Consider the following 23,221-nt stretch of genomic DNA (forward strand, 5'->3'; position numbering starts at 1 on the left):
AAAGGGCTAAATTTTGCCCATGGGGTCTTCGCGCAGCATTTTCACCGCGCAGAACTTACCGCACATGGCGCACTCTTCCTCGTCTTTATGTTCGCCACGACGCTCATCGATTTTAGGCGCATCCAGAGCGTATTTTTTCATGGCATCCCAGTCGAGGTCCTTACGCGCGCGGGAAATACCCTCTTCGCGTTCCAGCGCGGCAGCCCTGCCAAGAGCAACTTCACCAGCCTGTGCGGCGATGCGTGAAGCCACAACGCCCGCATGGACATCATCCATGGTGGGCAAAGTCAGATGCTCGGCGGGAGTAAGATAGCAGAGGAAGTCAACGCCAGCCTCCACAGCAATGGCTCCGCCGATGGCACCTGCAATATGGTCGTAGCCGGGGCAGGAATCAATGGTCAGCGGCCCCAGCACATACAACGGGGCATTGTTAGTCATCCGCTTGATAGTCTGAATCTGGCTGCGTACCTGATTGAACGGCACATGGCCGGGACCTTCAATCATGCACTGCGCACCGGCGGCAAGAGCTCTTTTGGCCAGCTGCCCCAGCACCATGACTTCCTCGTACTGGGCCGCGTCCCCCGCATCATGACCGGCGCCGGGGCGCAGACCGTCACCCAGAGAAAACGTCACGTTATGTCTGCGGCAGATGTCGATCAGACGGTCAAATCCGGTAAGCAGAGGGTTTTCTTTGTTGTTACGCAGCATCCAGCGCGCAAGAATGGAACCGCCCCGCGAAACTATACCCAGCAGACGGCTGCCGTCGGTAGCCAGTTCGGCTCCGCGACGGGTAAGCCCGCAGTGCACTGTAATAAAATCGACACCCTGCCCGGCCTGCTTTTCGATTTCTTCGAAAAGCTCTTCAGGATCCATTTCAGCAGGATCGCGATCTGCATCAAGATACCGCTGAGCCACGGAATACATAGGTACCGTGCCCAGAGGCAATCTGGTCTGCGAAAGCATTTCGCGTCTGATGGCGTCCAGATCTCCCGCAATGGAAAGATCCATGACGGTATCCGCGCCGGCCTGTTCGGCCACCTGCAGCTTGCGCATTTCGCAGGCCACACTGTTTTTCAGAGGAGACGTGCCGATGTTGGCGTTCACCTTTACACCGGCAGGCTGGCCGACCAGCGTAGGCAGTACATTGCCGTGTGAAGGGTTACCGAGCAGCACCATAGTGCCGTTTTCTATACCGGCACGGATTGTCTCTGCGGAAATATGTTCTTTTTCCGCGAGCATGGAAATGTGCTGGTCGAGAAGGCTCCGGAGAGCGGTGTTTGCTTCAAGAATGGACATAAAATTATCTCCCAGGCTTGGTAAGCACTGCGGGAGGGGCCAGGGAACACACACAACGTCCGGAACATAGCTTTGCACCGCCGCGTTGGCAACAGAAAAACAGCATGCGGCAGTACGCACAGGTATTGCGCGCGCCGTCAGTAATGGCTAAACAAAGGGCATGTTGACCATCTTCTGGCTGGGAAGCCCTTTTTTTGCGCCATCACTCGGCGCACTGGGATGCAATGTTATCCGGCATGACTTCAAAGGGCCGGAAACTTTCGGCTGGAACGATATTGTGCGGCTTGCGGGCTGTGTGCCCGACATGGTTGTTGTGGCAGACAAAAGCAGGCCCCCCTTTGTCAGAGGCATTGAGACATTTCCCTGCCTGACTGCTTTTTTATGTATCGATTCGCACATTCACAGCTGGTACCCGCGTTATGCACAGGCATTTGATATCTGCATGGTAAGCCTGCGAGACCACCTGCCATGGTTCCGCAACATGCGGCTGGCCGATGATTCTGTGTGGTGGATGCCCGCATTTGCCAAAGACCAAGACCTGCCCCGCACCATGACCGCGGCGTGGGATCTTTTGTTTGTGGGCACCGTGAACGCCCAGACAACTCCGCGGCGTAAAATTTTTCTGGAAAAACTGCGTGAAGAAATACCCGGCAGGCTGCATGTAACCACGGGCAGCTATCGGGACCTGTACCCGCAGGGCAAAGTAATACTGAACTACTGCGAGCACGGAGATCTGAACTTTCGGGTATTCGAGGCGCTGGGTTGCGGCTGCTGCCTGCTTACTCCGGCAGTGGAAAACGGACAGCAGGAACTTTTTCGCGACGGAGTGCACCTGCGGACCTATCCGCCCGACGATGCACATGCGGCCGCCCGGGCAGCACTTGATCTGCTGGCTGCAGATCCGCTGCGCAGAACACTTGCAGAAAACGGTCTGGCCGCAGTTGATGCGGGACACCGGTCACGCCACAGAGCACAGAATTTTCTGGAAAAAATTGACAAGATGGATGTGCAGAAAACTATAGACCGGAGGCTGCAGCAGGCTCCGGCAATTCATGACCGTTACCTGCGCCTGCTGTACCTGCTGCACGCCGAAACGTCTTCAGGCCCGTATCTGCGGGAAACATATCTGAAAGAAGCCTGCCGCTACCCCCGCGGAACGTAACCGCAAGCCGGAAGTCCGGCCTGCTCTGTCAGTATTTTTCCACTCCGGAGCTGCCGTCCGACAGTCTGCCGAACGCTTCTTTCATACTCTGCAGCTTTTCCCGGCTCAGCATATCCAGAACAATAAGCAGCTCTTCAGCACTCATGGGGCTGCCGGTCTGCACTTTGTACCGTTCTACCTTTTTCAGCTGATCCGATGTAATTCCCCCGCGGTGTACCAGATAGTCAAGAAAACGCATTCCGGCTTTTTGTTCTTCAGGAGCGTCAAGATGCTCCGTGGCCTGCAGCGCCGCCATTTTTATCTGGCTGTCGAGCGCGTCCAGCGAGTCATTAAGACGCCCTTCCTCGTCTGACAGGCGGGAAAGCTGCAGATTCAGCTGGGCGTTCTGACGTTCCAGCTTGTTGATGATCTGCTGAAAAGACTGCGTCCGCCGCCGGAAAAGCATAAAAATGACTGCCACTGCGGAAAGAGAAGCCAGCAGCACAAATAAAGGATCCATCCGCCGCTCCGGGCTAATCGTGCAGAATGAATTCGGTTATGTTATCGTCATGTTCCCCGCGTTCGGGCTGGGCAGCGGGTCTTGCCGCATCCAGACTGGTGCCGTTTCTGCGTGGTGCACGGGTATCCGCCTGTGTTACCCCGGTCTGTCTGCGCATGACGGTTGTCAGCACGTCCAGCCTGTCCTCGATGGCACGCAGCTGCTCCAGCATGGCGGAACGCTCGGAACGCAGGCTGCGGGACAGGTCGTCAATACCGCGCAGCATAAAGAAAAACATTACCATAAGGCCTATGAAGCACAGCAGCATGAACACCATGAACGGTGTGAGCAGTTCTTCGAACATGAGAAAATATGACTCCCTGATTGCGGAAGCGTATAGAAGGCAGTGCGCAGTACAGAACAATTTCCCTTGCCCGCTGCTTTCGCATTCCGTATGAATTCCCGTTTAGCACAAAAGGCGCTGCCGCCACAATAGCCGCTCCGGAGGATATGCCATGGCATCATCACGCATACAGCCCAGACTCCTTGTCGCCGACAAGGATGGAAATATATACGATCACCCTGACCTGCTCATGGTATGCCGCAGAGGGCACGAGTTTGCCCAGCCGCGCCCCGACGAGCTTATGCCGCTGCCGGAAGAAAGCGACCTGTTTCTGCTGCCCGGCCGTCAGGCAGTGGGCCTTTCTGAAGAAACAGGTGAAATAGAGGCACTGGAAGAGCTGGCTGTGGCGGCCTTTGCCGCGCCAGCCCACACCCTGACCGCACATGCGGCCTATATCTCCTCGCCAGACGCCCCTACACTGCCGCTGTTTGCCTACGGCGCAGTAGGATACGCCAACGGCAGGTTCTACATCTGTGCCAAAAGGGTTGATCAGGACGAGAGACAGGTTTTCAGCAGTATTTCAAAAAAACGCATCAAGCAGAACGCGCATGCGCTTATGAAAGCCTATCCTGAAAACAGACTTATGCAGCACCTGATGAGTAACTGCGCGCTGACATACTGCTGCCCGGCAGCGCGTAACCTTGCTCTGGGCAGGTACGAGGCTCCCCTGCCCACATCGCGCAGCTGCAATGCCCGCTGTGTCGGATGTATTTCCCAGCAGGAAGACGGCTCCAGAATCTGCAGCACCCCGCAGAACAGGCTCAGCTTTACCCCCACGCCGGAAGAAATTGCAGAAGTAATGCTGCACCATGGCAAAGCTGAAACCGAAAAACCCGTATTTTCATTCGGGCAGGGCTGCGAAGGCGAACCGCTCACCGAGGCGGACATCATCGCTCAGGCCGTACACCTTTTCCGCAGCAAGGGCGGAACCGGCACCGTGAACGTCAACACCAACGCCTCTCTGCCGCAGGCTGTCATCAAACTTGCCGAAGCCGGCATCAGCTCCATACGGGTCAGTCTGAACAGCGCCAGAGAAGAAGTATATAACCGCTATTACCGCCCCCGCGGGTACACCTTTGCCGATGTGCGCAGTTCCATTGCCGAAGCGCATAAACGGGGAGTCTTTGTTTCGCTGAACCTGCTCTACTTCCCCGGAATTTCCGATTGCGAGCTTGAGCTGCAGGCTCTGGACGAACTGATCGGCACGGAAAAGGTTGACTTCGTGCAACTGCGCAACCTGAATATTGATCCCGAAATGTATCTCGAGCTACTGGCCGGCATTGAGTTCGGCCCCAGCGCGGGGTTCATCAACTTCCGGCGCAGGCTGCGCAAATCCAATCCGTGGCTCCAGTTCGGCTACTTCAACCCCTATCTGCCACAAAATCCGGCTTAGATGGGCAGGACAAAACTTCCCTTTGTGGCGCCGCCTGACGACAACACGCAAAAAAAGCCGGAGCATACGCTCCGGCTTTTATCATCATAAAGCATCCGGCCCGATCAGCCGAAATCCACATATACCTGTTCTTCGCTTTCTTCGCGGCGTCTTTCTACAGTGCCGATGGCCCATGCGGGCTGATCAAGCGCAGCAAGCCTGCCCAACACATCGTCTGCTTCTTCCTGCCCCACAATCACCACATAGCCGATACCACAGTTGAATATCTGCAGCATCTCAGGCCAGCTAAGCTCACCCAGATCACGCAGCCAGTGGAAAACAGGCAGAATATCCCACGCGCCAAAGGCTATGCGGGCATCTACAGAAGCAGGCAGCACACGGGGAATGTTGTCGTAAAAACCGCCGCCTGTCACATGCACCATCCCTTTTATCTGAAAATCCCGCATCAGGTTACGGATGGTTTCCACATAAATTCTGGTGGGAGTCATCAGTACGTCACGCACGGAGGCGTCGGTGCCGGGCATAATATCATCGGCACCCAGCCCGCTCTTTTCAAAGAGCTTCCGGACAAGGGTGTATCCGTTTGAATGGACACCACTTGCTCCCAGACCGATAATCACATCACCCACGCGGATATCCGAACCGTCCACGATGCGGGCATTGTCGGCAATGCCTACGCAGAATCCGGCCAGATCATATTCTCCCGGGGCATACATGTCGGGCATCTCGGCAGTTTCTCCGCCCAGCAGGGCACACTGTGCCTGGCGGCAGCCTTCTGCCACGCCGGAGACAACCTGTGCGGCAGCTTCCACGTCCAGCTTGCCGGTTGCAAAATAATCCAGAAAGAAAAGGGGCTTTGCACCCTGAACCAGCACATCGTTGACACTCATTGCCACAAGATCGATACCCACGGTATCATGCTTGTCAAACATGAATGCAAGCTTAAGCTTAGTACCCACGCCGTCGGTGGACGAAACGAGTACAGGGTCTTCCATGCCTCCCAGATCAGGTTTGAAAAGGCCGCCGAAGCCTCCGATGTCGGAGATCACACCCTTGGTGTGGGTGCTTGCGACCATGGACTTGATTCGCGAGACAAGAGCGTTGCCGGCATTGATATCAACCCCCGCCTCGGTGTACGCTTTTGCACGATCCTCAGGCATGTAATCTGCTCCTTACAGGTTGCGTCAAAATTCGGAAGGCATTCATAGGCTTTTAGGGTCTCAAGCGCAAGGGGTAGCCTATGCGGACAGTCATTTTTTCATGCAGTGCTCTTACCATCGCATGCGCTGCTATTTCGCTTTATGTGGCAATCGCTGCCGGTTCGCACTCTTATGCGGCATTTACCGGCAGGCAGGCCGAAAACAGCACAACCATGGGAACATCTGTCAACGCGACACAAATCCGGCGTAACGATCAGGGAGACCTGATCATCAAAACGACTCCGCGCCCTGCACGGCCTGCGGCCAACTCGACAGTACCTGTTCTTATTATCACGCCGGAGATTACTCTTCCGGTGAACAAGCCATAAGCAGACTTTATCGCCATGCACAAGGCCATTCTGTGGAGACCCGGAAAAAACAACGCGGTGCAATGCACATTGTGCTGTCACTACTGCCTTATTCCCGCAGGAGGCAAAGGCGCCTGCGGAGTACGCCTCAATGACAGAGGCGTGCTGTATACGCTGGTGGCTGACAAGGCAGCCGCCCTGAATCTTGATCCGGTGGAAAAAAAACCGCTGTTCCACTTTCTTCCGGGTACGCAGACGCTGTCGCTGGGTACGGAGGGGTGCAACATGGGGTGCGTATTCTGCCAGAATCACCACCTGTCGCAACCGGTCAGGGCAGGAAAAAAGCCTGCCGGCACACCGGTTTCTCCTGACTCACTGGTCAAGTTCGCCCTGCATTCCGGCGCGCAGAGTATCTCTTATACATACACCGAACCCACGGTGTTTTCAGAGCTGGTCATATCAACTTCGGCCGCTGCAGCTGAGCAGGGGCTAAAAAACATCCTGGTTTCAAACGGCTATCAGAGCCCTGAAGCACTTTCCCGACTTGACGCGACGATACATGCAGCCAACTTTGACCTGAAATCTTTTTCTGACAACTTTTACCGCGCACACTGCGGGGCCCGCCTGAAGCCCGTGCTCCGCACATTACGTGCCACAAAAAAATATGGCTGGTGGGTTGAAATAACAACACTGGTCATTGACGGAATGAACGACAGCATGGAGGAACTGCAGGCCATCGCAACATTCATTGCCGCAGAACTGGGACAGGATGTACCGTGGCATGTTTCCCGTTTTCACCCGGCCTACCGTATGACCGGCACAGCCCCCACAGTACCGGCTGCCATTGAACGCGCTCTCGAAAGCGGTTACAAGGCGGGGCTGCGCTTTGTCTATGCCGGCAACATGCCCGGGCATGCAGCAGAAAATACCTACTGCCCCGTCTGCGGCCAGCTGCTTATCAGCCGGGTCGGCTTTACGGCACATTTCAACACCGCCGGTCGTTGTGCACGGTGTAACACCACTTTGCCCGGCATATGGACACGGGAGCAATTCTGATGCTGCTTATTCATACAGGAAATGGAAAAGGAAAAACAACCGCCAGCATAGGCATCGCCATACGGGCGCTCGGTCAGCAGATGCGTGTGGGTTTCGGCCAGTTCATGAAGCGCGATGGTCAGGCCGGCGAACAGAACATGCTGAAGCAGCTGCTCAACGACAATTTTCATGCCGAAGGTCTGGGCTTTTTCACCCGCGAAGAAGACAGAAAAATACATGCAGCGGCTGCGGAAAAACTGGTATCATGGGCTTCAGCGAAACTTGAAAATCTTGACCTGCTGGTTCTGGATGAAGCTCTTTACGCTCTTGGCTGCGGACTTGTTTCACAGGCACAGCTGCAGGGCCTGATTGACAAGGCGGGCGCATGCGGTACGCATCTGGTGCTCTCCGGCCGGGGGCTGCCCGGCTGGCTGGAAAAACAGGCCGACACAGTAACTGAAATGACAGAAGTAAAGCACGCGTACAAAAGCGGTGTTCCGGCTACCAGAGGCATTGAGTTCTGACAACCGCAAGGAGTTTTTTGCATGACTGAAATGCTGCCGGTTCTGGATACCGAATCCACCTTGCAGCGGCTGGGAGGCGATGCAAGCCTGCTGCAGATTCTTTATGCGGCCTATCTGGAAGATACGCCTCAGAAACTCTTGGCCCTTGCTGCTGCAGTCAGCACAGGTAATTTTAAAGAAGCAGGACATGTCGCGCATACATTAAAAGGCAGCTCCGCTACGGTCGGAGCCGCCGCAATGAGTGATAAAGCCCGAGAAATGGAACTTGCCTGTCAGCAAGGCAACCTGCGGGAAGCCGAATCTGCAAGACACGCTCTGGAACAACTTTTCTCTGCTGTGCGCAAAGCCATACTTGAACCCCCGGCCTGACCATTTTTCCCTTGCATGTCCTCTCTGTTTAGACTATCAGTCCTCTTCGATCATTACGGGGCGTAGCGCAGCTTGGTAGCGCACCTGCCTTGGGAGCAGGGGGTCGCACGTTCAAATCGTGTCGCCCCGACCATAAAAATTTCGGGTTGCAGCATGGCTGTAACCCGTTTTTTTATGCTTTGCTCTGCATCTGTTATCCGGCACGCTGCACACTGGCAGAACCGCTGCAGTAGCGCAGAAACTTCTCAGCCTCGGAGAAGTCAGGGTTAAGCTCCAGCGCCCGCTGAAGGTGGCTTATGCATTTGTCCACCGCCCCTTTTTCGTAATGCACCCGGGCAACATTAAAGTGCAGGTGATCATCTTCCGCCACCTGCAAAGCCCGTTCATAAAAACGCAGCGATTCTTCATAATGCCCGTTTTTGCGCAGGCTGATGCCGAATCTGTTAAACCGGCTTTTCTGCTCTTTACAAAAAACCTGATCAAGTCCCAGCAACGTGTCGATGACACGCTTTAGCCTGCGGAAGTCCTTTTTTTCAGAATAGACTTCGCCAAGACCGTAATTGGCAGGAACATTCAGATCGTCAATCATAAGAGCCTTGATGAACATACGCTCTGCATCATCAAGCCGGCCGATATCCAGAAGAGTCTCCCCCTCCTTCAGCTTTCTGTTTAATGAATTCAGAGCCGGAACAGTATGCGTTCTGTAATAATCAGGCTCGGGAACATACATACGCAAAAAATCCAGTTCAGGATGTTCCCGCCGTATGCCCGATGGCACATGATGAGCATTCAGAGGCTGCACCTCGTAAACATCCTCTGAAAGCCTGCGTACATACCAATACGTCACCTGATGCTTGAACGACTGGGTCCCTCCAACTCCCACAGTTGTTTCCTGCTGCAGAGAGTACACGCCAAGAATTTCAGGATACAATTCGCTATCAGACACGTCTGCCCCTTTAAAAAAACAACGGAACCGCTAACCGGTTGCAGAGTACACCGCGCCATACCCGCCGACAACACCCCTTTTTATCAGGACACATACGAGCAACGAAGCATAGGCACATCATGCCTGCAACTCCGGACGCAGCCAGCTACATAATTCACTGTGGCACATGCCGGCAATAAAGCGCAGCGACAGAATCAGGATATTGTACAGTTATTGACAAAAGTCCAGCATACAGTAAAAATACAACAAGTTCACTTCCATAGACAGCTTGCGGCATAAAGTGGATATACACACTATCCTCCGTCAGTCATACATCTTTCGAAATAAGGAGCAGTGATGAATCTCAGAAGCATCAGCGCCCAGCTTTCGGCACTTATCACCGTCCTGATCGTTCTTACCATAGGCGCGCTGATATTTTTTGCCACGGCCAGTTCATATGAAAGCACTATAGAAAATCAGGAAGCAAATATAAAAACACTTAACAACCAGATCGTCAGCAGTACCGAGCATATCCTGGCGTCAAACATCGCATCGACACAGGCATTCGGCGAACGACGCTATGTTGTCAATGCTCTTAGATACAACAACGCCCGCTCCATCCCCATAAAAGAATACCAAAATACCGTTGAAAGTCTGGACCTTATATCTTCGCTGCTGGTCACTGACACCCAAGGCAATATTCTCGGCGGTGTGAATGAAAAAAATGAAACGGTAACCGACGGGCGGGAAGAAGATGAAAAGCTGATCGAGGCGGTAGCTCAGGGCAAAAAATATATTGCCGGTTATGCCGTCAGATCGGAAAAAACAGGGGACGCTCTTGTCAAACTTGCCGCTCCCATCATTGATCCCATTACCGAAAAAGTTCTCGGCGGAGTTATTGCCTGCCTGGACTGGTCGCGCATCAGCGAAAATTTCATTTCTCACGTAACCATCGGCAAGGCCGGATACATCGTGGTTACCGACAACGCCGGAGTGGTTATAACCCACCCGGATAAAACCGTGCAGTTCACTTCTCTTGCCGGTTTTGATTTCATGCAGCAGGCTCTGCAAAACGATGAAACAGCTATTTTTTATTCATGGAAAGGAAAGAAGAAGGCGCTGATCAGCGCGACAATTCCCGCAACGGGCTTCAAGGTACTTTCAACAAGCTACGCAGACGATCTTGCAGCAGCGGCCGCTACACAAAGAAATATGCTTATGCTGACCGGCACCGTTGCAGCTGTCACGCTTATCGCCGTTGTTCTTTTCTTTATGCAGCGCATGGTTATACGTCCGTTACGCTGCCTGCAGGACTACACCAATTCGGTTGCATCGGGCAACCTGTCTGCAGTCATGACAGGAAGCCACAGATACGAAATGGCCGCACTGTCCACCGGCCTTCAGAACATGGTGCAGGAACTGAAAGACAAGCTTGCTTTCAGCCGCAGTGTTCTGGAAGGTATAACCCTGCCCTTGCTCATTGTGGACAAAGATGAAAAGGCGACATTCATCAACACACCGTGTCTGGAAATGCTCCAGATAGACAAAGCTCCGGAACAATGTCTGGGCAGAACTCTTGCCGACCTGTTTTACAACGATCCCGGAAGAAAGACCGCTGTCGGGCGCAGCATGGCCGAAAAACAGGTCATATCAAATCTTGAGGTTACCATAACCGGTCACAAAGGCAGACAGACCGAAGTGCTGGCCAATGTCACATACCTGCAGGACATGGAAGGAACCATAACCGGCGGGATGTGCCTGTATCTTGATATGACGGAGTTTAAAAAACAGCAGAGACGTATTGCAGAACAAAATAAACGTATTGCAGAAACAGCGGAAAACGCGGGCAACATTGCGGAACAGCTGGCTTCCGCTTCCGCGGAACTTTCTTCCCAGATAGAGCAGTCGTCGCGCGGGACTGACATTCAGCGGGAACGCACGGGCGAAACAGCCGCAGCCATGGAGCAGATGAACGCGACGGTACTGGAAGTTGCACGCAATGCCACCGCCACGGCTGGCCTTTCCGAGCAGACAAAGCAGAAAGCCTTTGAAGGCGGCCGGGTCGCACAGCAGACAATTGAAAAAATTACACTGGCCCATGAACAGGCTCTGGCCCTGAAGGCGGATATGGCAGAATTGGGACAACAGGCAGAAGGAATCGGCGCCATAATGAACGTCATAGCAGATATTGCCGACCAGACAAATCTGCTGGCCCTTAACGCAGCCATTGAAGCTGCACGGGCAGGAGACGCGGGGCGCGGCTTTGCTGTGGTGGCCGACGAAGTGCGCAAACTTGCTGAAAAAACCATGAGTGCAACGCAGGAAGTGGGCCAGAGCATCAAAAGAATACAGCAAAGCACGCAGAAAAATATCCGCAACACGGAAAGCGCTGCAACTGCCATTTCTGCCGGAGCGGAAATGGTCACGCTTTCCGGAAAAGCTCTCGAAGAAATCATGCAGCTGGTGCAGGAAAGCGCTGATCAGGTGAACAGCATCGCCACAGCCGCAGAAGAACAATCGGCCACCAGTGAGCAGATTAACCGTTCCACTGAAGAGATAACCCGCATTGCCGACGAAACAGCCATGGCGATGCAGTCCTCTTCACAGGCTGTGGCCGACCTTGCCCGTCTGGCAGACGATCTGCACACCGTTATTGCACAGATGAAAAGCGATAACGCGGCATAGCGCCCCCCTGCCCTGCTCAACCCGCAAACCAAAACACGCCCCGAGAGGGCGTGTTTTGGTTATTCTGCGCAGTAATCCATTACGGAGCCCTACGCTCCGTGCTGTTTTATTTTTTCCGGCTTATGTCTCCGCACTCTGACGGCAAAGACGCAGATCAGTGCTCTGAAAAGTACCCCGCCGCAACGCGGAAGACTTCCAATCCCTCTCCTGTCAGGCATCCACAAGAACTGTGACCGCGGCAGGAGCACCAGTCCCGCCCTGTAAGGCAATAACCCCCAGAACGACAGTCGCGCCGATGGCAGGCAGTGCCCCGAGAGAACACAGACATTCCGCAACAATACCTCCGGCAGAAAGAATCATCCGGTTGCAGGTGTAGTTTGCGTCGTCGGGAGCATCTATGCCATGTGTATCAATGCCCAGACCCGCTATACCGCGCTGCTGTACAAGCAGCCTGGCTGCCGCACGGGACACGGCAGGAAAGCGCATTCCTCCGCCCGCACACCGTCCCAGAAACCTGTCAGGACTATGCCAGAAAGCATCCCAGCCTGTGTGCACGGCCACAAAAGTCCCCGCCTGCAACGGCCCGTGCCGTTGTTCCCAGTCCAGAACATCCTCCGGCTGTAACAGATAACACACATCCTGCGCAGCCTGCTGATGCACATCAATAACAGCCAGCGGAAAAACCAGCGGGGCGGAGGCAACACTGTCAATACCGTGCCCCCCCTGAAAGAAAGCCGCTGGCGCGTTCACATGGGTGCCGCTGTGCTCGCCCATACAGAAACTGCGCAGAAAAAAACCGTCCGTGTTCATGTCCGACCACGGAGTGAACACAGTGGGCGGATCTTCCGGCCAGTGCGGCATGGCGGAAGAAACAGGATGCGAGCAGCAGAAAGCAGTTCTGGTCATTTATCCTCTGCCGCTTTACGGTTCGGCAACTTTCTCGGAGCAAGCATCTTGCTCGGATCCAGCAGCTCGTTATACTCTTCGGCGGTCATAAGCCCCTGCTCGTCAAGCACCTGTCCCACGGGCTTGCGCGTTTCCTGTGCCTGTTTGACCACTTTTGCAGCCGCCTCATATCCTATGGCGGGAGCTAAAGCCGTCACCACCCCCAGAGAACCTTTGAGCAATTCAAGACAACGCTCATCATTAGCGGTTATGCCCTCGATGCACCGCTTTCTCAGGGTGTGCACACCTCTGGTCAGAATTTCCAGTGACTGAAACAGATTAAATGCGATAATGGGTCCGAAAACATTAAGCTCAAGCTGCCCTGCCTCCGCAGCCATGGTCACTGTCATGTCATTGCCGATAATCTGGTAGCATATCTGGGTGACCACTTCAGGAATGACAGGGTTGACCTTGCCCGGCATTATGGATGATCCGGGCTGCACCGGCGGCAGATTGATTTCGTGCAGGCCGGTAAACGGCCCTGAAGACATCAATCTGAGATCATTACATATCTTTGAAAGTTTCACACTGGTGCGTTTCAGCAGTCCCGAAAGAGTCACATATGCGCCGGCATCGCTGGTTGCTTCTACCAGATTCGCCGACTGAGATATGGGCAGGCCTGTCACATCAGCCAGAATGGCGCAGGCGCGGGCTCCGTAGCCCGGAACGGAATTGATGCCTGTTCCCACTGCCGTAGCCCCCAGATTGACTTCGCAAAGCAGGCGCATCACCTCTTCCAGACGGTCAATGTCTTCATTGACCGTAACAGCATATGCCGCAAACTCGGCTCCGAGCGTGATGGGAACGGCATCCTGCAGCTGTGTGCGGGCCATTTTAATGACATTGCCGAATTCTGCACCTTTGCGGCTCAAAGCGTCGCGCAGTTCGCGCAGCCCGTGCAGCAGTTCGCGGCTGTACCACACAAGCGCTATGCGCAAAGCCGTGGGGTAAACATCATTGGTGGACTGCGAAAGATTCACATGATTGAGCGGATGGATAATGTCATACCGCCCTTTTTCATGCCCGCTCAGCTCAAGAGCCCTGTTGCAGATCACTTCATTGGCGTTCATGTTTACCGACGTTCCCGCCCCGCCCTGAATGACATCCACTACAAACTGGTCATCCAGCTTGCCCTGCCGCACGTCTTTGCAGGCATGGATAATAGCTTCGCCGACGGCGGAATCGAGTTCTCCCAACTCCATATTGGCCATGGCCGCAGCTTTTTTAACCACAGCCAGCGCCTGTATGAACCTGCTGTAATGCGAAACAGGAATAGTTGTGATTTCAAAATTCTCCAGAGCCCTCAGTGTCTGAATGCCGTAGTAAGCCTGTGCGGGAACCTTGCGTTCGCCAAGACTGTCATGTTCCGTACGGTAGGTCATGCTGCCTCGCTGTTTCCGGGTGGGGTTGGATAAAAATACCGGTTTCCACGTGCCACAGCAGCTTATTGCAACACAAACACATCTGACAACCGCAAAAAAAAAGCCTGCCGGAGCAAGCCGGCAGGCGCAAAGCCGCAAGGCAGCAAAGCCGGGGCGGTATCAGTCCATGACCACAGCTTTGTTGATTACAACGGGTACCAGAGGAACATTTTCAAAAGGTCCGTAGCTGCCCGTAGGTACTCCCTTGATGGCGTCAATGGTGCTTTTGCCTTTAACCACCTTGCCGAAAACTGCATAGCCCCAGCCGGACAGGGACTTTCCGCGATGATTCAGAAACGCATTGTCCTTCACGTTAATGAAAAACTGCGCTGTGGCGGAATGCGGATCCTGCGTACGGGCCATGGCAACGGTATATTCTTCATTTTTCAAGCCGTTATCGGCTTCGTTCTGTACAGGCTCGCGGGTTTCCTTCTGCTTCATATTTTCCGTGAAACCGCCGCCCTGCACCATGAAGCCGTCCATGACACGGTGAAAAATGGTACCATCGTAAAAGCCGTCACGCACATACTGCAAAAAGTTTTCGCAGGTGGCGGGAGCCTTTTCCGCGTCAAGTTCCACAACAAAGTCACCCATGCTAGTCTCAAAACGAACCATAGATTTCTCCCCTTGGGCAAAAGCAGTACCCGCCGCGCTTACAAGCAGGCCTAACGTTAATAAAGAGCAAAAAAACAGTCTTAGGCTCATAAATCACCTGTCCTGATCTTCCCGCGTACAGCGGGACTTTATATGGAATGGGTCAGCATGTAGCAGACAACACAGCCGCACGCAACGCAGAACGGCCGCCCTGTACGGCGGCCGTCCTTTTTGTCGCATATACTGTTATTCAAAAAACAGCGTATGACCGTCGGTATCCACGGTCACCTGCTGTCCGTCACGCAGTTCTCCGGCAATTATCCTGCGGGCCAGCGGAGTTTCAAGGCGCTGCTGCAGGTACCTCTTCAGCGGACGCGCTCCGTATACGGGATCGTATGCGGACTCGGCAACGAACCGTTTCGCCTTGTCTGTCAGGCTCACGCGGATTTTGCGTTCGGCAAGGCGCCCCAGCAGGCGCTGCATGAGCAGATCGACAATATGCATGATCTGTTCAAGCATAAGAGGTTTGAAGAGCACTATCTCATCAACCCTGTTGAGAAATTCCGGTCTGAAATGCCGCCGGAGTTCTTCAAGCACCCTGTCTTCCACTCCTTCGGTAAATTCGCCCTGCGGCGAAATGCCGTCCAGCATGAGCGGGGCACCTATGTTGGAGGTCATGATGATGATAGTGTTTTTGAAATCCACTGTCCGGCCGTGACTGTCCGTCAGTCTGCCGTCGTCCAGCAGTTGCAGCAGCACATTAAACACATCAGGATGCGCTTTTTCAATTTCATCAAAAAGCACAACACTATACGGTTTGCGACGCACCGCTTCGGTCAACTGCCCGCCATCGTCATAACCCACATACCCGGGAGGCGCTCCGATAAGGCGTGCCACGGTATGTTTTTCCATGTATTCACTCATGTCCAGCCGGACAATATTATCTTCAGTATCAAAAAGCGCCTGCGCAAGGGTCTTGCACAGTTCGGTTTTTCCCACTCCGGTGGGTCCGAGGAAAATGAAAGAACCGATGGGTCTCGCAGGGTCGGACAGCCCGGCGCGCGAGCGCAGCACCGCTTCTGCCACGGCATCTACCGCCACATCCTGTCCCACAACCCGCTGATGCAGCACATCGGGCAGACGGAGCAGCTTTTCCCTTTCCGATTCAAGCAGACGCGTCACGGGAATTCCTGTCCAGCGGGCTACTATCTCTGCCACATCATCCGGACCTACTTCCTCCTTCAGCAGCCGCGGGCCGTTTTCGCCGCCGCCCTCGGTTGCCGCAAGACGTTTTTCCAGATCGTGCAGCACTGAATACTTCAGCTCCGCAGCACGGTTAAGATCGTAATTGCGTTCCGCCTCCTCTATCTGACGCCGCGTGCGCTCAATGTCTTCTTTAAGCGCGCGCACGCTGTCTATAGAGCCCTTTTCGCGTTCCCACTGGGTATTCAGTCCCGCCTGTACCTCGCGCAGTTCAGCCAGCTCATTCTCCAGCTTTTGCAGCCGTTCACGAGACGCCGCATCCGTCTCACGCCGCAAAGCTTCACGTTCAATTTCCAGCTGCATGATCTTGCGGTTGGCTTCGTCCAGTTCAGCGGGCAGCGAATCAATTTCGGTCCTGATAAGCGCAGCGGCCTCGTCGATAAGGTCAATGGCTTTGTCCGGAAGCTGCCTGTCGGCAATATACCTGTTGGAAAGCGTGACAGCCTCCACCAGTGCGGAGTCACTGATGCGTACCCCGTGGTGCACCTCGAACCGCTCCTTGAGACCGCGGAGAATCGAAATGGTATCTTCCACGGTAGGCTCATCCACCACCAGAGGCTGGAAACGGCGTTCCAGTGCCGGATCCTTTTCTATATACTTGCGGTATTCATCCAGCGTTGTGGCCCCGATGCAATGCAGTTCGCCGCGTGCAAGCATGGGTTTGAGCAGGTTGCCCGCATCCATGGCACCGTCCGTCTTGCCGGCCCCCACAATGGTATGCAGTTCGTCTATGAACATGATTATGCGGCCCTCGGCCTGCTCAACCTCTTTCAGCACCGCTTTCAGGCGTTCCTCAAACTCTCCGCGATATTTGGCGCCTGCAATAAGCGCCCCCATATCCAGTGCAAAAAGGCTCTTGTCGCGCAGACTTTCGGGTACGTCACCGTTGAGTATGCGGTGTGCCAGCCCCTCAACAATGGCGGTTTTACCCACTCCGGCCTCGCCGATGAGCACAGGGTTGTTTTTTGTGCGCCGCGAAAGAATGCGTACCGTGCGCCTTATCTCGGCATCACGGCCAATCACCGGATCAAGCTTGCCCTTGCGCGCCTCCTCCACAAGATCTCGACCGTAACGGCTGAGGGCTTCATAGGTATCTTCAGGGTTGGATGACGTTACGCGCTGTGCACCGCGGACCTGAGTCAGTACGCCCAGCAGCTTTTCCTGTGTCAGCCCGAACTGAGCAAACACTCTGCCCACCGGGCTTGAGGCTGGTTCTTCAGCCATGGCGCAGAAAATATGTTCCACACTGACGTACTCGTCCTGCAGACGACGGGCGGAATCCTGCGCTTTTACAAGCAGCCTGTTAAGCCGCTGTGTGACAAAAATCTGCCCCTGCGCCGAACCCGGACCGCTTACAGCAGGCTTTCTGCCCAGTTCCGCCTCGACAGCCGCGGCAAAAGCTTGGGGGCGCACTCCCGCCTTGTCCAGCAGACGGGGAACAATCCCATGCTCCTGCACCACCAGCGCGAGCGCAAGATGCTCGACATCAACCTCCTGATGGCCTGCCCGCACGGCCACATTCTGTGCTTCGCCCAGAGCCTGCTGCGATTTTTCAGTAAACTTGCTTATATCCATTTTTTTCTCCTCCGTATCGTCAGAAAATGCAGAACTAAAGCAGTTTTTCCAATGAACTAACTTTACGCTCCAGCTGATCGATACGTTCCAGCAAATCGACGATTATCACCCCGCCCACGCTGGGCAGTTCAAAATCGTCACAAATTCTTTGCAATTTCCTCAGACGGTACACATCCAGCCTGCGGAAAAGATATTCAGCCCCTGCGGTACGCACGGGAACAAGCCAGCCGTATTCAACCAGTTCCCCCAGCCTTACGGGGGGCACGCCGGTAAGTTCAATAAACTCGGCCCATGCGATATATTCCGATCGGATAGGTAAGTCTCCGGAATGCCTGTTAACAGTCATGGCGCGTCTCCTCGTGCGTTCCGCTTTTCGTTGATCAGGGTCTTGGGTTGAAAGCTGAAACAGCCGCCAGCTTTTCCCACAGTTCGCGTTCTTCCGGAGATGGGTTCTCCGGTACACGTATCTGAATCCTCACATACTGGTCCCCGCGGGATGCTGCGGGTCCCAGCCCCTTGCCGCGCAGCCGCAGTTTTTTGCCGCTGCCCGTACCGGGAGCAATTTTCAGCTGCACTTCGCCATCCAGCGTGGGTACACGCACTGCGGCACCCAGCACAGCCTCCCACGGAGCCACATATACATCCACAAGCACATCACTGCCATCAACATGAAAAACAGGATGTTCAGCCAGCCTGACACGCAGGTACAGGTCTCCTGCGGGGCCGCCGCCCATGCCGGGGTCCCCCTGGCCGGAAAGCCGGATTTTTGCACCTTCACGTACACCGGCAGGAATTGACACCTCCAGCCGTCTGGAATCACCGCCTCCCTGTCCCTGCAGGGTAAGCGATTTTTTCCCGCCTTTCAGTGCTTCTTCAAGGGTCAGGGTAAGCTGCGCCTCCACATCGCGCCCCTTGCGCTGCCTGGCTGAAAAATTACCGAACGGATCAGGCCCGAAGCCTGAAGAGTGCCTGTAGCCTCCTGCACCGGCATTGCCGAAAATCATATCGAAAAAGTCGCTGAATCCCGAGGAATCAAAACCGGCCCCTCCGCCGAAATTGGCGTACCTGTGGCCCTGCGCGCCCTGAAAGCTCTGGCCGTGCTGCCAGTCCGGTCCGAGCTGGTCATAAAGACGACGCTTTTCCTCGTCTTTCAGCACCTCGTGCGCCTCGTTCACCTCCTTGAATCTGGCCTCCGCATCAGGGTCATTCGGATTAAGATCCGGATGATATTTGCGGGCCATCTTTTTGTAGGCTTTGGCTATCTCCTCTTTCGAGGCACTGCGCGACACGCCCAGCAGCTTGTAGTAGTCCTTGTATTCAACTCCCATCTCGTATAGCTCTCCTTTGACAGCATCCTGATGATGCGGCCATCCTGCGGTCTGCAACCGTCGACGGCCTCGTTATTTCAAGTAATCCGTATTAATCAGCAGTCAAGCGAAATTACTCATGACAAAGAGTCTGCCGGTACTCATGTACCATTATGTCAGCAAGTGCGAAGGCTCCATATCCGTTGATCCGCGTACATTCGAAGATCATTGCAGAACCCTTGCGGCCCGCGGCTGGCACGGCATAAGCCTGCACGAAGCAGAACAGTTTCTGCTCAACGGCACGCCCCTGCCCCGCAGATCCGTTCTGATAACCTTTGATGACGGCTATCTGGACAACTACATATATGCCTGGCCCGTTCTTAAAAAATACGGGCACAAGGCCGTCATTTTCGCGGTTACCTCTAAAATTGAAAACCACGCCACCCTGAGACCGACCATCGACGATATCCGCGAAGGAAGGGCCAGACCTGACGCTCTGCCTCAGGTAGATAAACCTTTCATTGAAATTGCAGAAGGCGTGGCGGAACGTCAGGACACATTTTTCAGCTGGAGCGAGGCGCGGGCCATGGAAGCTTCCGGCGTTATCACCATTGCAGCGCACTCGCATTCTCATGCCAACATTTTCTGCGGGCACGAATACTCAGGTTTTATCTTTCCCCGCGGCAGAGGGCGCACTTTTTATGAGGTTGAAGGTGAAAACCTGTGGGGCATGCCGGCATATCCCAAGGCTCCTGCGTTTTCCGGTAATGCATTTCTGCCTTCTGCACGGCTGATGGACATAGTGCGCAGCACTGTGCCCCAGAACAAGATTGAAGCCTATAACTTTGCACAGCAACCGGAAAACAGGGACAGACTGCAACGCAGGCTGGATGCGCTGTCCGCAACAGAGGCCGGCCGCTATGAAACAGATGAGGAACGCGACGCCCGTTTTACAAAAGACATCGCCGCCTGCAAGGCTTTGCTTGAAAAAGAACTGGGCCATGCAAGACGGTCTTTCTGCTGGCCATGGGGCGTGGCGGGAACAGCGGCTAAACTTATGGCGGAGCAGCAGGGTTTCAGTGTTTTCTTTACCACTGCTCCCGGCGCCAACCCGCCGCACTCTGCCGGTGCAGTGCACCGCTTCAAGGTAAAAAACAGGCCCGCCCGCTGGCTGCTCTCGCGGGTCAGGCTGTATGCAAATCCCGCGGCAGCGCGGATTTATTCGTTTCTGCGCAGATAACAACAAGGCGCGGCAGCCTGACAGTCTGCCGCGCCTTGACTTTCCATCCGGACGAAAGGGCGTCAGCAAGCTGCGCGGACAGCCTGTACAAATTCGGCCACTTCGTCTTCCGTGGTGGCAAACGACGTCATCAGGCGCACTTCGCCCGTTGCGGCATCCCACACATTGAAAAGATACTCGCGCTGCAGCGCGGCAACACCGCGTGCAGGCAGACAGGCAAAGACAGCGTTGGCCTGTACCGGACGCGTTATGGATACGGCATCGATGCCGGACAGTCCCTGTGCCAGAACGGAAGCCATGGCATTGGCGTGGCGCGCATTTTCAAGCCACAGACCGTCCTTCAAAAGCTCAACGAACTGCGCACTGATAAAACGCATCTTTGAACAAAGCTGGCCCGTCTGTTTGCGCAGGTAGGCATAACCTTCTGCACGGCGCTCATCAAAAACAACCACGGCATCGCCAAAAAAGAGACCGTTTTTAGTTCCGCCGAAAGTCAGCACATCCACTCCCGCATCCCGTGTCAGTTCCCGCAGCGTAAGCCCCAGTGCCGCGGCGGCGTTGGCAATGCGGGCGCCGTCCATATGCAGCAGCAACCCCCGCCCGTGGACTGCATCGGCAATGGCACGAACTTCGTCCGGCGTGTACACGGTTCCGTATTCCGTTACCTGCGTGATGGACACAACACCCGGCTGAGCGTGGTGCACAACTCCTATCTGCTCAAAGGCAGGCTCCAGACAGGCGGCAGTCAGCTTGCCGTTTTTTGAAGGCAGCGCCACAAGTTTCATACCGCCCATGGCTTCCGGGGCACCGGTTTCATCCACATTGATGTGGGCCACATCAGAGCATACCACCGCCTGCCACGGTTTGAGAGCTCCTCGCAATGCCAGCACATTGGCTGCCGTTCCCGCAAAAACGGGAAACACATGCGTTTCCTCACCGAAAATGCGGCGGAAGCACTCCTGCGCCTGAGCGGTGAAAGGGTCGTTACCATACGGGGCAGCATGTCCTTCATTGGCCCGGGCCAATGCATTCAGAATTCTGGGATGCGCCCCCGCCGTATTGTCACTGGCAAAGCTCTTCACTATGTATTCCTTGTCGTCGGAGATGTTATACCCTGCACAGACGACAGACTATGCCTGTTCGTACATGGCGAGTGTCGTATCAAGAAAATCCCGTTCCCGCAGCGTCTTCATCCTTTGCACACAGGCTGCCTGCAACCAGTGACGCCACGGCTCGTCGCGCACTGTTTTTTCCAGCAGGTCTGCCAGTGCCGTCACATCGCCTTCCGCACACAACGCCTCATGCGGCAGCAGGTCGGGCATAACCCCCACACCGGTGGAAACCAGCGGTCTGCCGCACGCCATTATCTCCAGTGCGGCACGGGCAATGGTTTCCGACCACAGCGAAGCAACAACACCGGCATCCATGGCGCTGATGCAGGCTGCCACATCCTCCCGTTTGCCGGTTATCACGGTAATGTCACGCACTCCGGCTTCGTCTATCCACGCCTCAACTTCTGCACGGCTGGTAGCTGTTTCAAAGCCGGCAAGCATCAGGCGGACATGACGCAGCCCCCGCCTGTGGTACAGATCGGCAACAGCGAAAATAAGTTCTTTCTGCCCCTTTACTCTGTCAAACCGCCCCAGCAGGCCCAGAACAAAATCACCAGCACCATACCCGTAGCCGGCCCGCACCCGCTGGCGTCCGGATTCGTCATAGCTGAACACGGCGGTATCAACCCCGCCGTAAATAGTATGAATTTTCTGTTCCGGCACCTGAAGCACATCGCGGAAATGGCGCGCCATGACGGAGTTTGTCGCCACAACAGCATCCGCCGCATGACAGTGCAGCCAGCGGTTGGGTATATTGTTTCTGGGCAGCCGCTGGTCGCCGCGTGTGCGCACAAGCTTGAACCGGCCACCTGCTTTACGCAGCATTCCCCACAAAACAAAAGCCTCTCCGCGGTGACAATTGACCACATCGGGCCGGAAATCGCGCACCAGTGCACGCATACGCCCCCACAATGCAGCAAGCCGCAACGGGCTGGCCGTGTTCAGGTCCAGTGCCACCGGCTCAAGTCCCCATTCCTGTGCCCTGACAAAAGACTGCGTGCCGTCAAGACCTATGAACAGAGTTTCGTGACCGGCTTCACGCAACAGACGGCTGAGAAACGCGCCATACCATGCCGTGGCATTAAACCATCGTACATTCACAACTTGTATTGTTCTCATCAACAGCCTCCGGCTATGGCGACAGTAACCGGAAAAAAAAGCCGCCCGCAACCGGGCGTGCACAACACAAAAAAGCGGTCTTTCTTCCGGAAGAAAGACCGCGCATTAGCCTGTTTGCCCGCGTATGGCAACCAAATACAAAGGTCATACCCGCATGTTAAGCCCGTTCATCAGCGATGCGCTGCCCTGAAAATAATCCATCACCATGGCCCCTGTGCCCATACCGTTGGAAGAAGCCGACATGAAAAAACTGCCCAGCGCTTCCATCTGAATCTGACGTTTCATATCCGCACGCGAAATGCCGTTGAACTGCCGGGCACGGTCAAGGTTGGCAATGGTCTGTATCTGCTTGAATTGTTCAACCACCTCAGGATTGTCCTTCAGATACTGCTCCACCTTGCCCTTATCTTCATGATTACTCACCACTTCCACCTTGCCGGAAGAAGGGTCCGCCACCAGCCGGAAGTCAATGTCCTCTGCAACGCCCAGTTCGCGCAGGTCGGCCTTCACCTTTTCGGCAAATTCCTTTTCCATCGCTTCTCTGTGCTTTTCCAGCTGGGCAAAAGTAACTCTGCCGTTGCCGTCGGGCTCCACCCCTTTCAATGCCGCGTTGATCATCGATTTAATCTCGGACAGTGAAGAAGCACCGCCGGTATAGGCGCTGATGCGCCGGGGGCGTGCGCTTTCCGTGTTCTGCTGCGCGGATGTCTCAGCAGCGGCGTCGCCGGTTTTATCGTTTTGTTTCGGGGCGGTAAAGTTCATGCCATATGCGGAAGAAAGGGGGGAAGTGTACATTTTAAGGCTCCTGAATTTCCGGATTCATACGCGGGGCGGCTGCATGTTCTGCCGCCTCGCCTTTATGTGAGCA

At 54.9% G+C, this 23,221-nt stretch carries 22 protein-coding genes and 1 tRNA gene; 9 read left to right on the forward strand and 14 right to left on the reverse strand.

The window, feature by feature from the left end; translation table 11 throughout:
- Positions 1–6: 6 nt before the first annotated feature.
- Positions 7–1,296, reverse strand: coding sequence for a phosphomethylpyrimidine synthase ThiC (thiC, locus tag ACZ5D1_RS09825; RefSeq protein ID WP_011367624.1), 1,290 nt, complete (start codon positions 1,294–1,296; stop codon positions 7–9).
- Between the two features lie 160 nt (positions 1,297–1,456).
- On the opposite strand from thiC, the gene ACZ5D1_RS09830 reads away from it, so the two are divergent.
- On the forward strand, positions 1,457–2,458 hold the full coding sequence (locus tag ACZ5D1_RS09830) for a glycosyltransferase (RefSeq protein ID WP_273195247.1): 1,002 nt from the start codon (positions 1,457–1,459) through the stop codon (positions 2,456–2,458).
- Positions 2,459–2,486: 28 nt separating this feature from the next.
- Here the strand turns inward: ACZ5D1_RS09830 and ACZ5D1_RS09835 are convergent, their stop codons facing one another.
- On the reverse strand, positions 2,487–2,957 hold the full coding sequence (locus tag ACZ5D1_RS09835) for a hypothetical protein (protein ID WP_464554768.1): 471 nt from the start codon (positions 2,955–2,957) through the stop codon (positions 2,487–2,489).
- A 13-nt stretch (positions 2,958–2,970) separates the two neighbouring features.
- On the reverse strand, positions 2,971–3,300 hold the full coding sequence (locus ACZ5D1_RS09840; protein ID WP_011367621.1) for a hypothetical protein: 330 nt from the start codon (positions 3,298–3,300) through the stop codon (positions 2,971–2,973).
- 151 nt (positions 3,301–3,451) lie between these two features.
- Between ACZ5D1_RS09840 and ACZ5D1_RS09845 the strand changes: the two genes are divergently transcribed.
- Positions 3,452–4,732, forward strand: coding sequence for a radical SAM family protein (locus ACZ5D1_RS09845; RefSeq protein ID WP_273195243.1), 1,281 nt, complete (start codon positions 3,452–3,454; stop codon positions 4,730–4,732).
- Between the two features lie 104 nt (positions 4,733–4,836).
- Here ACZ5D1_RS09845 and purM read toward each other — a convergent pair whose 3' ends face one another.
- Positions 4,837–5,892: a phosphoribosylformylglycinamidine cyclo-ligase gene (gene purM, locus ACZ5D1_RS09850; RefSeq protein ID WP_011367619.1), complete on the reverse strand. Its 1,056-nt coding sequence runs from the start codon at positions 5,890–5,892 to the stop codon at positions 4,837–4,839.
- Between the two features lie 80 nt (positions 5,893–5,972).
- Between purM and ACZ5D1_RS09855 the strand changes: the two genes are divergently transcribed.
- From ACZ5D1_RS09855 to ACZ5D1_RS09875, 5 genes are all read left to right on the forward strand, one after another.
- Entirely contained in the window at positions 5,973–6,260 is a 288-nt protein-coding gene (locus ACZ5D1_RS09855) for a hypothetical protein (RefSeq protein ID WP_464554771.1), read from the forward strand.
- A 15-nt stretch (positions 6,261–6,275) separates the two neighbouring features.
- Positions 6,276–7,295 carry an AmmeMemoRadiSam system radical SAM enzyme gene (gene amrS, locus ACZ5D1_RS09860; protein ID WP_464554773.1) on the forward strand — a complete coding sequence of 340 codons (1,020 nt, stop codon included), beginning with the start codon at positions 6,276–6,278 and terminating at the stop codon, positions 7,293–7,295.
- Positions 7,295–7,798: a cob(I)yrinic acid a,c-diamide adenosyltransferase gene (locus ACZ5D1_RS09865; protein WP_011367616.1), complete on the forward strand. Its 504-nt coding sequence runs from the start codon at positions 7,295–7,297 to the stop codon at positions 7,796–7,798. The genes amrS and ACZ5D1_RS09865 overlap by 1 nt, the downstream gene beginning before the upstream one ends.
- A 21-nt stretch (positions 7,799–7,819) precedes the next feature.
- Complete coding sequence (locus ACZ5D1_RS09870) at positions 7,820–8,167, forward strand: Hpt domain-containing protein (protein WP_464554775.1); 348 nt, start codon at positions 7,820–7,822, stop codon at positions 8,165–8,167.
- A 56-nt stretch (positions 8,168–8,223) separates the two neighbouring features.
- A tRNA-Pro gene (locus ACZ5D1_RS09875) sits at positions 8,224–8,300 on the forward strand.
- Positions 8,301–8,360: 60 nt separating this feature from the next.
- On the opposite strand, the gene ACZ5D1_RS09880 is transcribed toward ACZ5D1_RS09875, so the two are convergent.
- Entirely contained in the window at positions 8,361–9,113 is a 753-nt protein-coding gene (locus ACZ5D1_RS09880) for a tetratricopeptide repeat protein (protein WP_273195233.1), read from the reverse strand.
- 336 nt (positions 9,114–9,449) lie between these two features.
- On the opposite strand from ACZ5D1_RS09880, the gene ACZ5D1_RS09885 reads away from it, so the two are divergent.
- The gene (locus ACZ5D1_RS09885; RefSeq protein ID WP_027181351.1) at positions 9,450–11,777 is read left to right on the forward strand and encodes a methyl-accepting chemotaxis protein; all 2,328 of its coding nucleotides are present in this window, start codon (positions 9,450–9,452) and stop codon (positions 11,775–11,777) included.
- 210 nt (positions 11,778–11,987) lie between these two features.
- Here ACZ5D1_RS09885 and ACZ5D1_RS09890 read toward each other — a convergent pair whose 3' ends face one another.
- The 6 genes from ACZ5D1_RS09890 to ACZ5D1_RS09915 all read right to left on the reverse strand — a co-directional run bounded on the left by ACZ5D1_RS09890 (position 11,988) and on the right by ACZ5D1_RS09915 (position 18,903).
- On the reverse strand, positions 11,988–12,683 hold the full coding sequence (locus ACZ5D1_RS09890; protein ID WP_027181352.1) for a cyclase family protein: 696 nt from the start codon (positions 12,681–12,683) through the stop codon (positions 11,988–11,990).
- The gene (locus ACZ5D1_RS09895; protein WP_011367611.1) at positions 12,680–14,104 is read right to left on the reverse strand and encodes an aspartate ammonia-lyase; all 1,425 of its coding nucleotides are present in this window, start codon (positions 14,102–14,104) and stop codon (positions 12,680–12,682) included. The genes ACZ5D1_RS09890 and ACZ5D1_RS09895 overlap by 4 nt, the downstream gene beginning before the upstream one ends.
- A 159-nt stretch (positions 14,105–14,263) precedes the next feature.
- Complete coding sequence (locus ACZ5D1_RS09900; RefSeq protein WP_011367610.1) at positions 14,264–14,758, reverse strand: peptidylprolyl isomerase; 495 nt, start codon at positions 14,756–14,758, stop codon at positions 14,264–14,266.
- A 225-nt stretch (positions 14,759–14,983) separates the two neighbouring features.
- Positions 14,984–17,575 carry an ATP-dependent chaperone ClpB gene (gene clpB / locus ACZ5D1_RS09905; RefSeq protein ID WP_011367609.1) on the reverse strand — a complete coding sequence of 864 codons (2,592 nt, stop codon included), beginning with the start codon at positions 17,573–17,575 and terminating at the stop codon, positions 14,984–14,986.
- Between the two features lie 34 nt (positions 17,576–17,609).
- Positions 17,610–17,921, reverse strand: coding sequence for a chaperone modulator CbpM (locus ACZ5D1_RS09910; protein ID WP_011367608.1), 312 nt, complete (start codon positions 17,919–17,921; stop codon positions 17,610–17,612).
- A 34-nt stretch (positions 17,922–17,955) separates the two neighbouring features.
- On the reverse strand, positions 17,956–18,903 hold the full coding sequence (locus ACZ5D1_RS09915) for a DnaJ C-terminal domain-containing protein (protein WP_464554777.1): 948 nt from the start codon (positions 18,901–18,903) through the stop codon (positions 17,956–17,958).
- Between the two features lie 118 nt (positions 18,904–19,021).
- On the opposite strand from ACZ5D1_RS09915, the gene ACZ5D1_RS09920 reads away from it, so the two are divergent.
- On the forward strand, positions 19,022–20,122 hold the full coding sequence (locus tag ACZ5D1_RS09920; protein WP_027181355.1) for a polysaccharide deacetylase family protein: 1,101 nt from the start codon (positions 19,022–19,024) through the stop codon (positions 20,120–20,122).
- Between the two features lie 62 nt (positions 20,123–20,184).
- Here ACZ5D1_RS09920 and ACZ5D1_RS09925 read toward each other — a convergent pair whose 3' ends face one another.
- From ACZ5D1_RS09925 to ACZ5D1_RS09935, 3 genes are all read right to left on the reverse strand, one after another.
- Positions 20,185–21,204, reverse strand: a complete 1,020-nt coding sequence (locus ACZ5D1_RS09925) for a threonine aldolase family protein (protein WP_464554778.1) — start codon at positions 21,202–21,204, stop codon at positions 20,185–20,187.
- A gap of 48 nt (positions 21,205–21,252) precedes the next feature.
- The gene (locus ACZ5D1_RS09930; RefSeq protein ID WP_027181356.1) at positions 21,253–22,353 is read right to left on the reverse strand and encodes a glycosyltransferase family 4 protein; all 1,101 of its coding nucleotides are present in this window, start codon (positions 22,351–22,353) and stop codon (positions 21,253–21,255) included.
- Positions 22,354–22,497: 144 nt separating this feature from the next.
- Positions 22,498–23,148 (reverse strand): hypothetical protein, encoded by a 651-nt coding sequence (locus ACZ5D1_RS09935; protein WP_464554780.1) that lies wholly within the window; start codon positions 23,146–23,148, stop codon positions 22,498–22,500.
- Positions 23,149–23,221 lie beyond the last annotated feature (73 nt).

The sequence above is a fragment of the Oleidesulfovibrio vietnamensis genome (assembly GCF_055388115.1).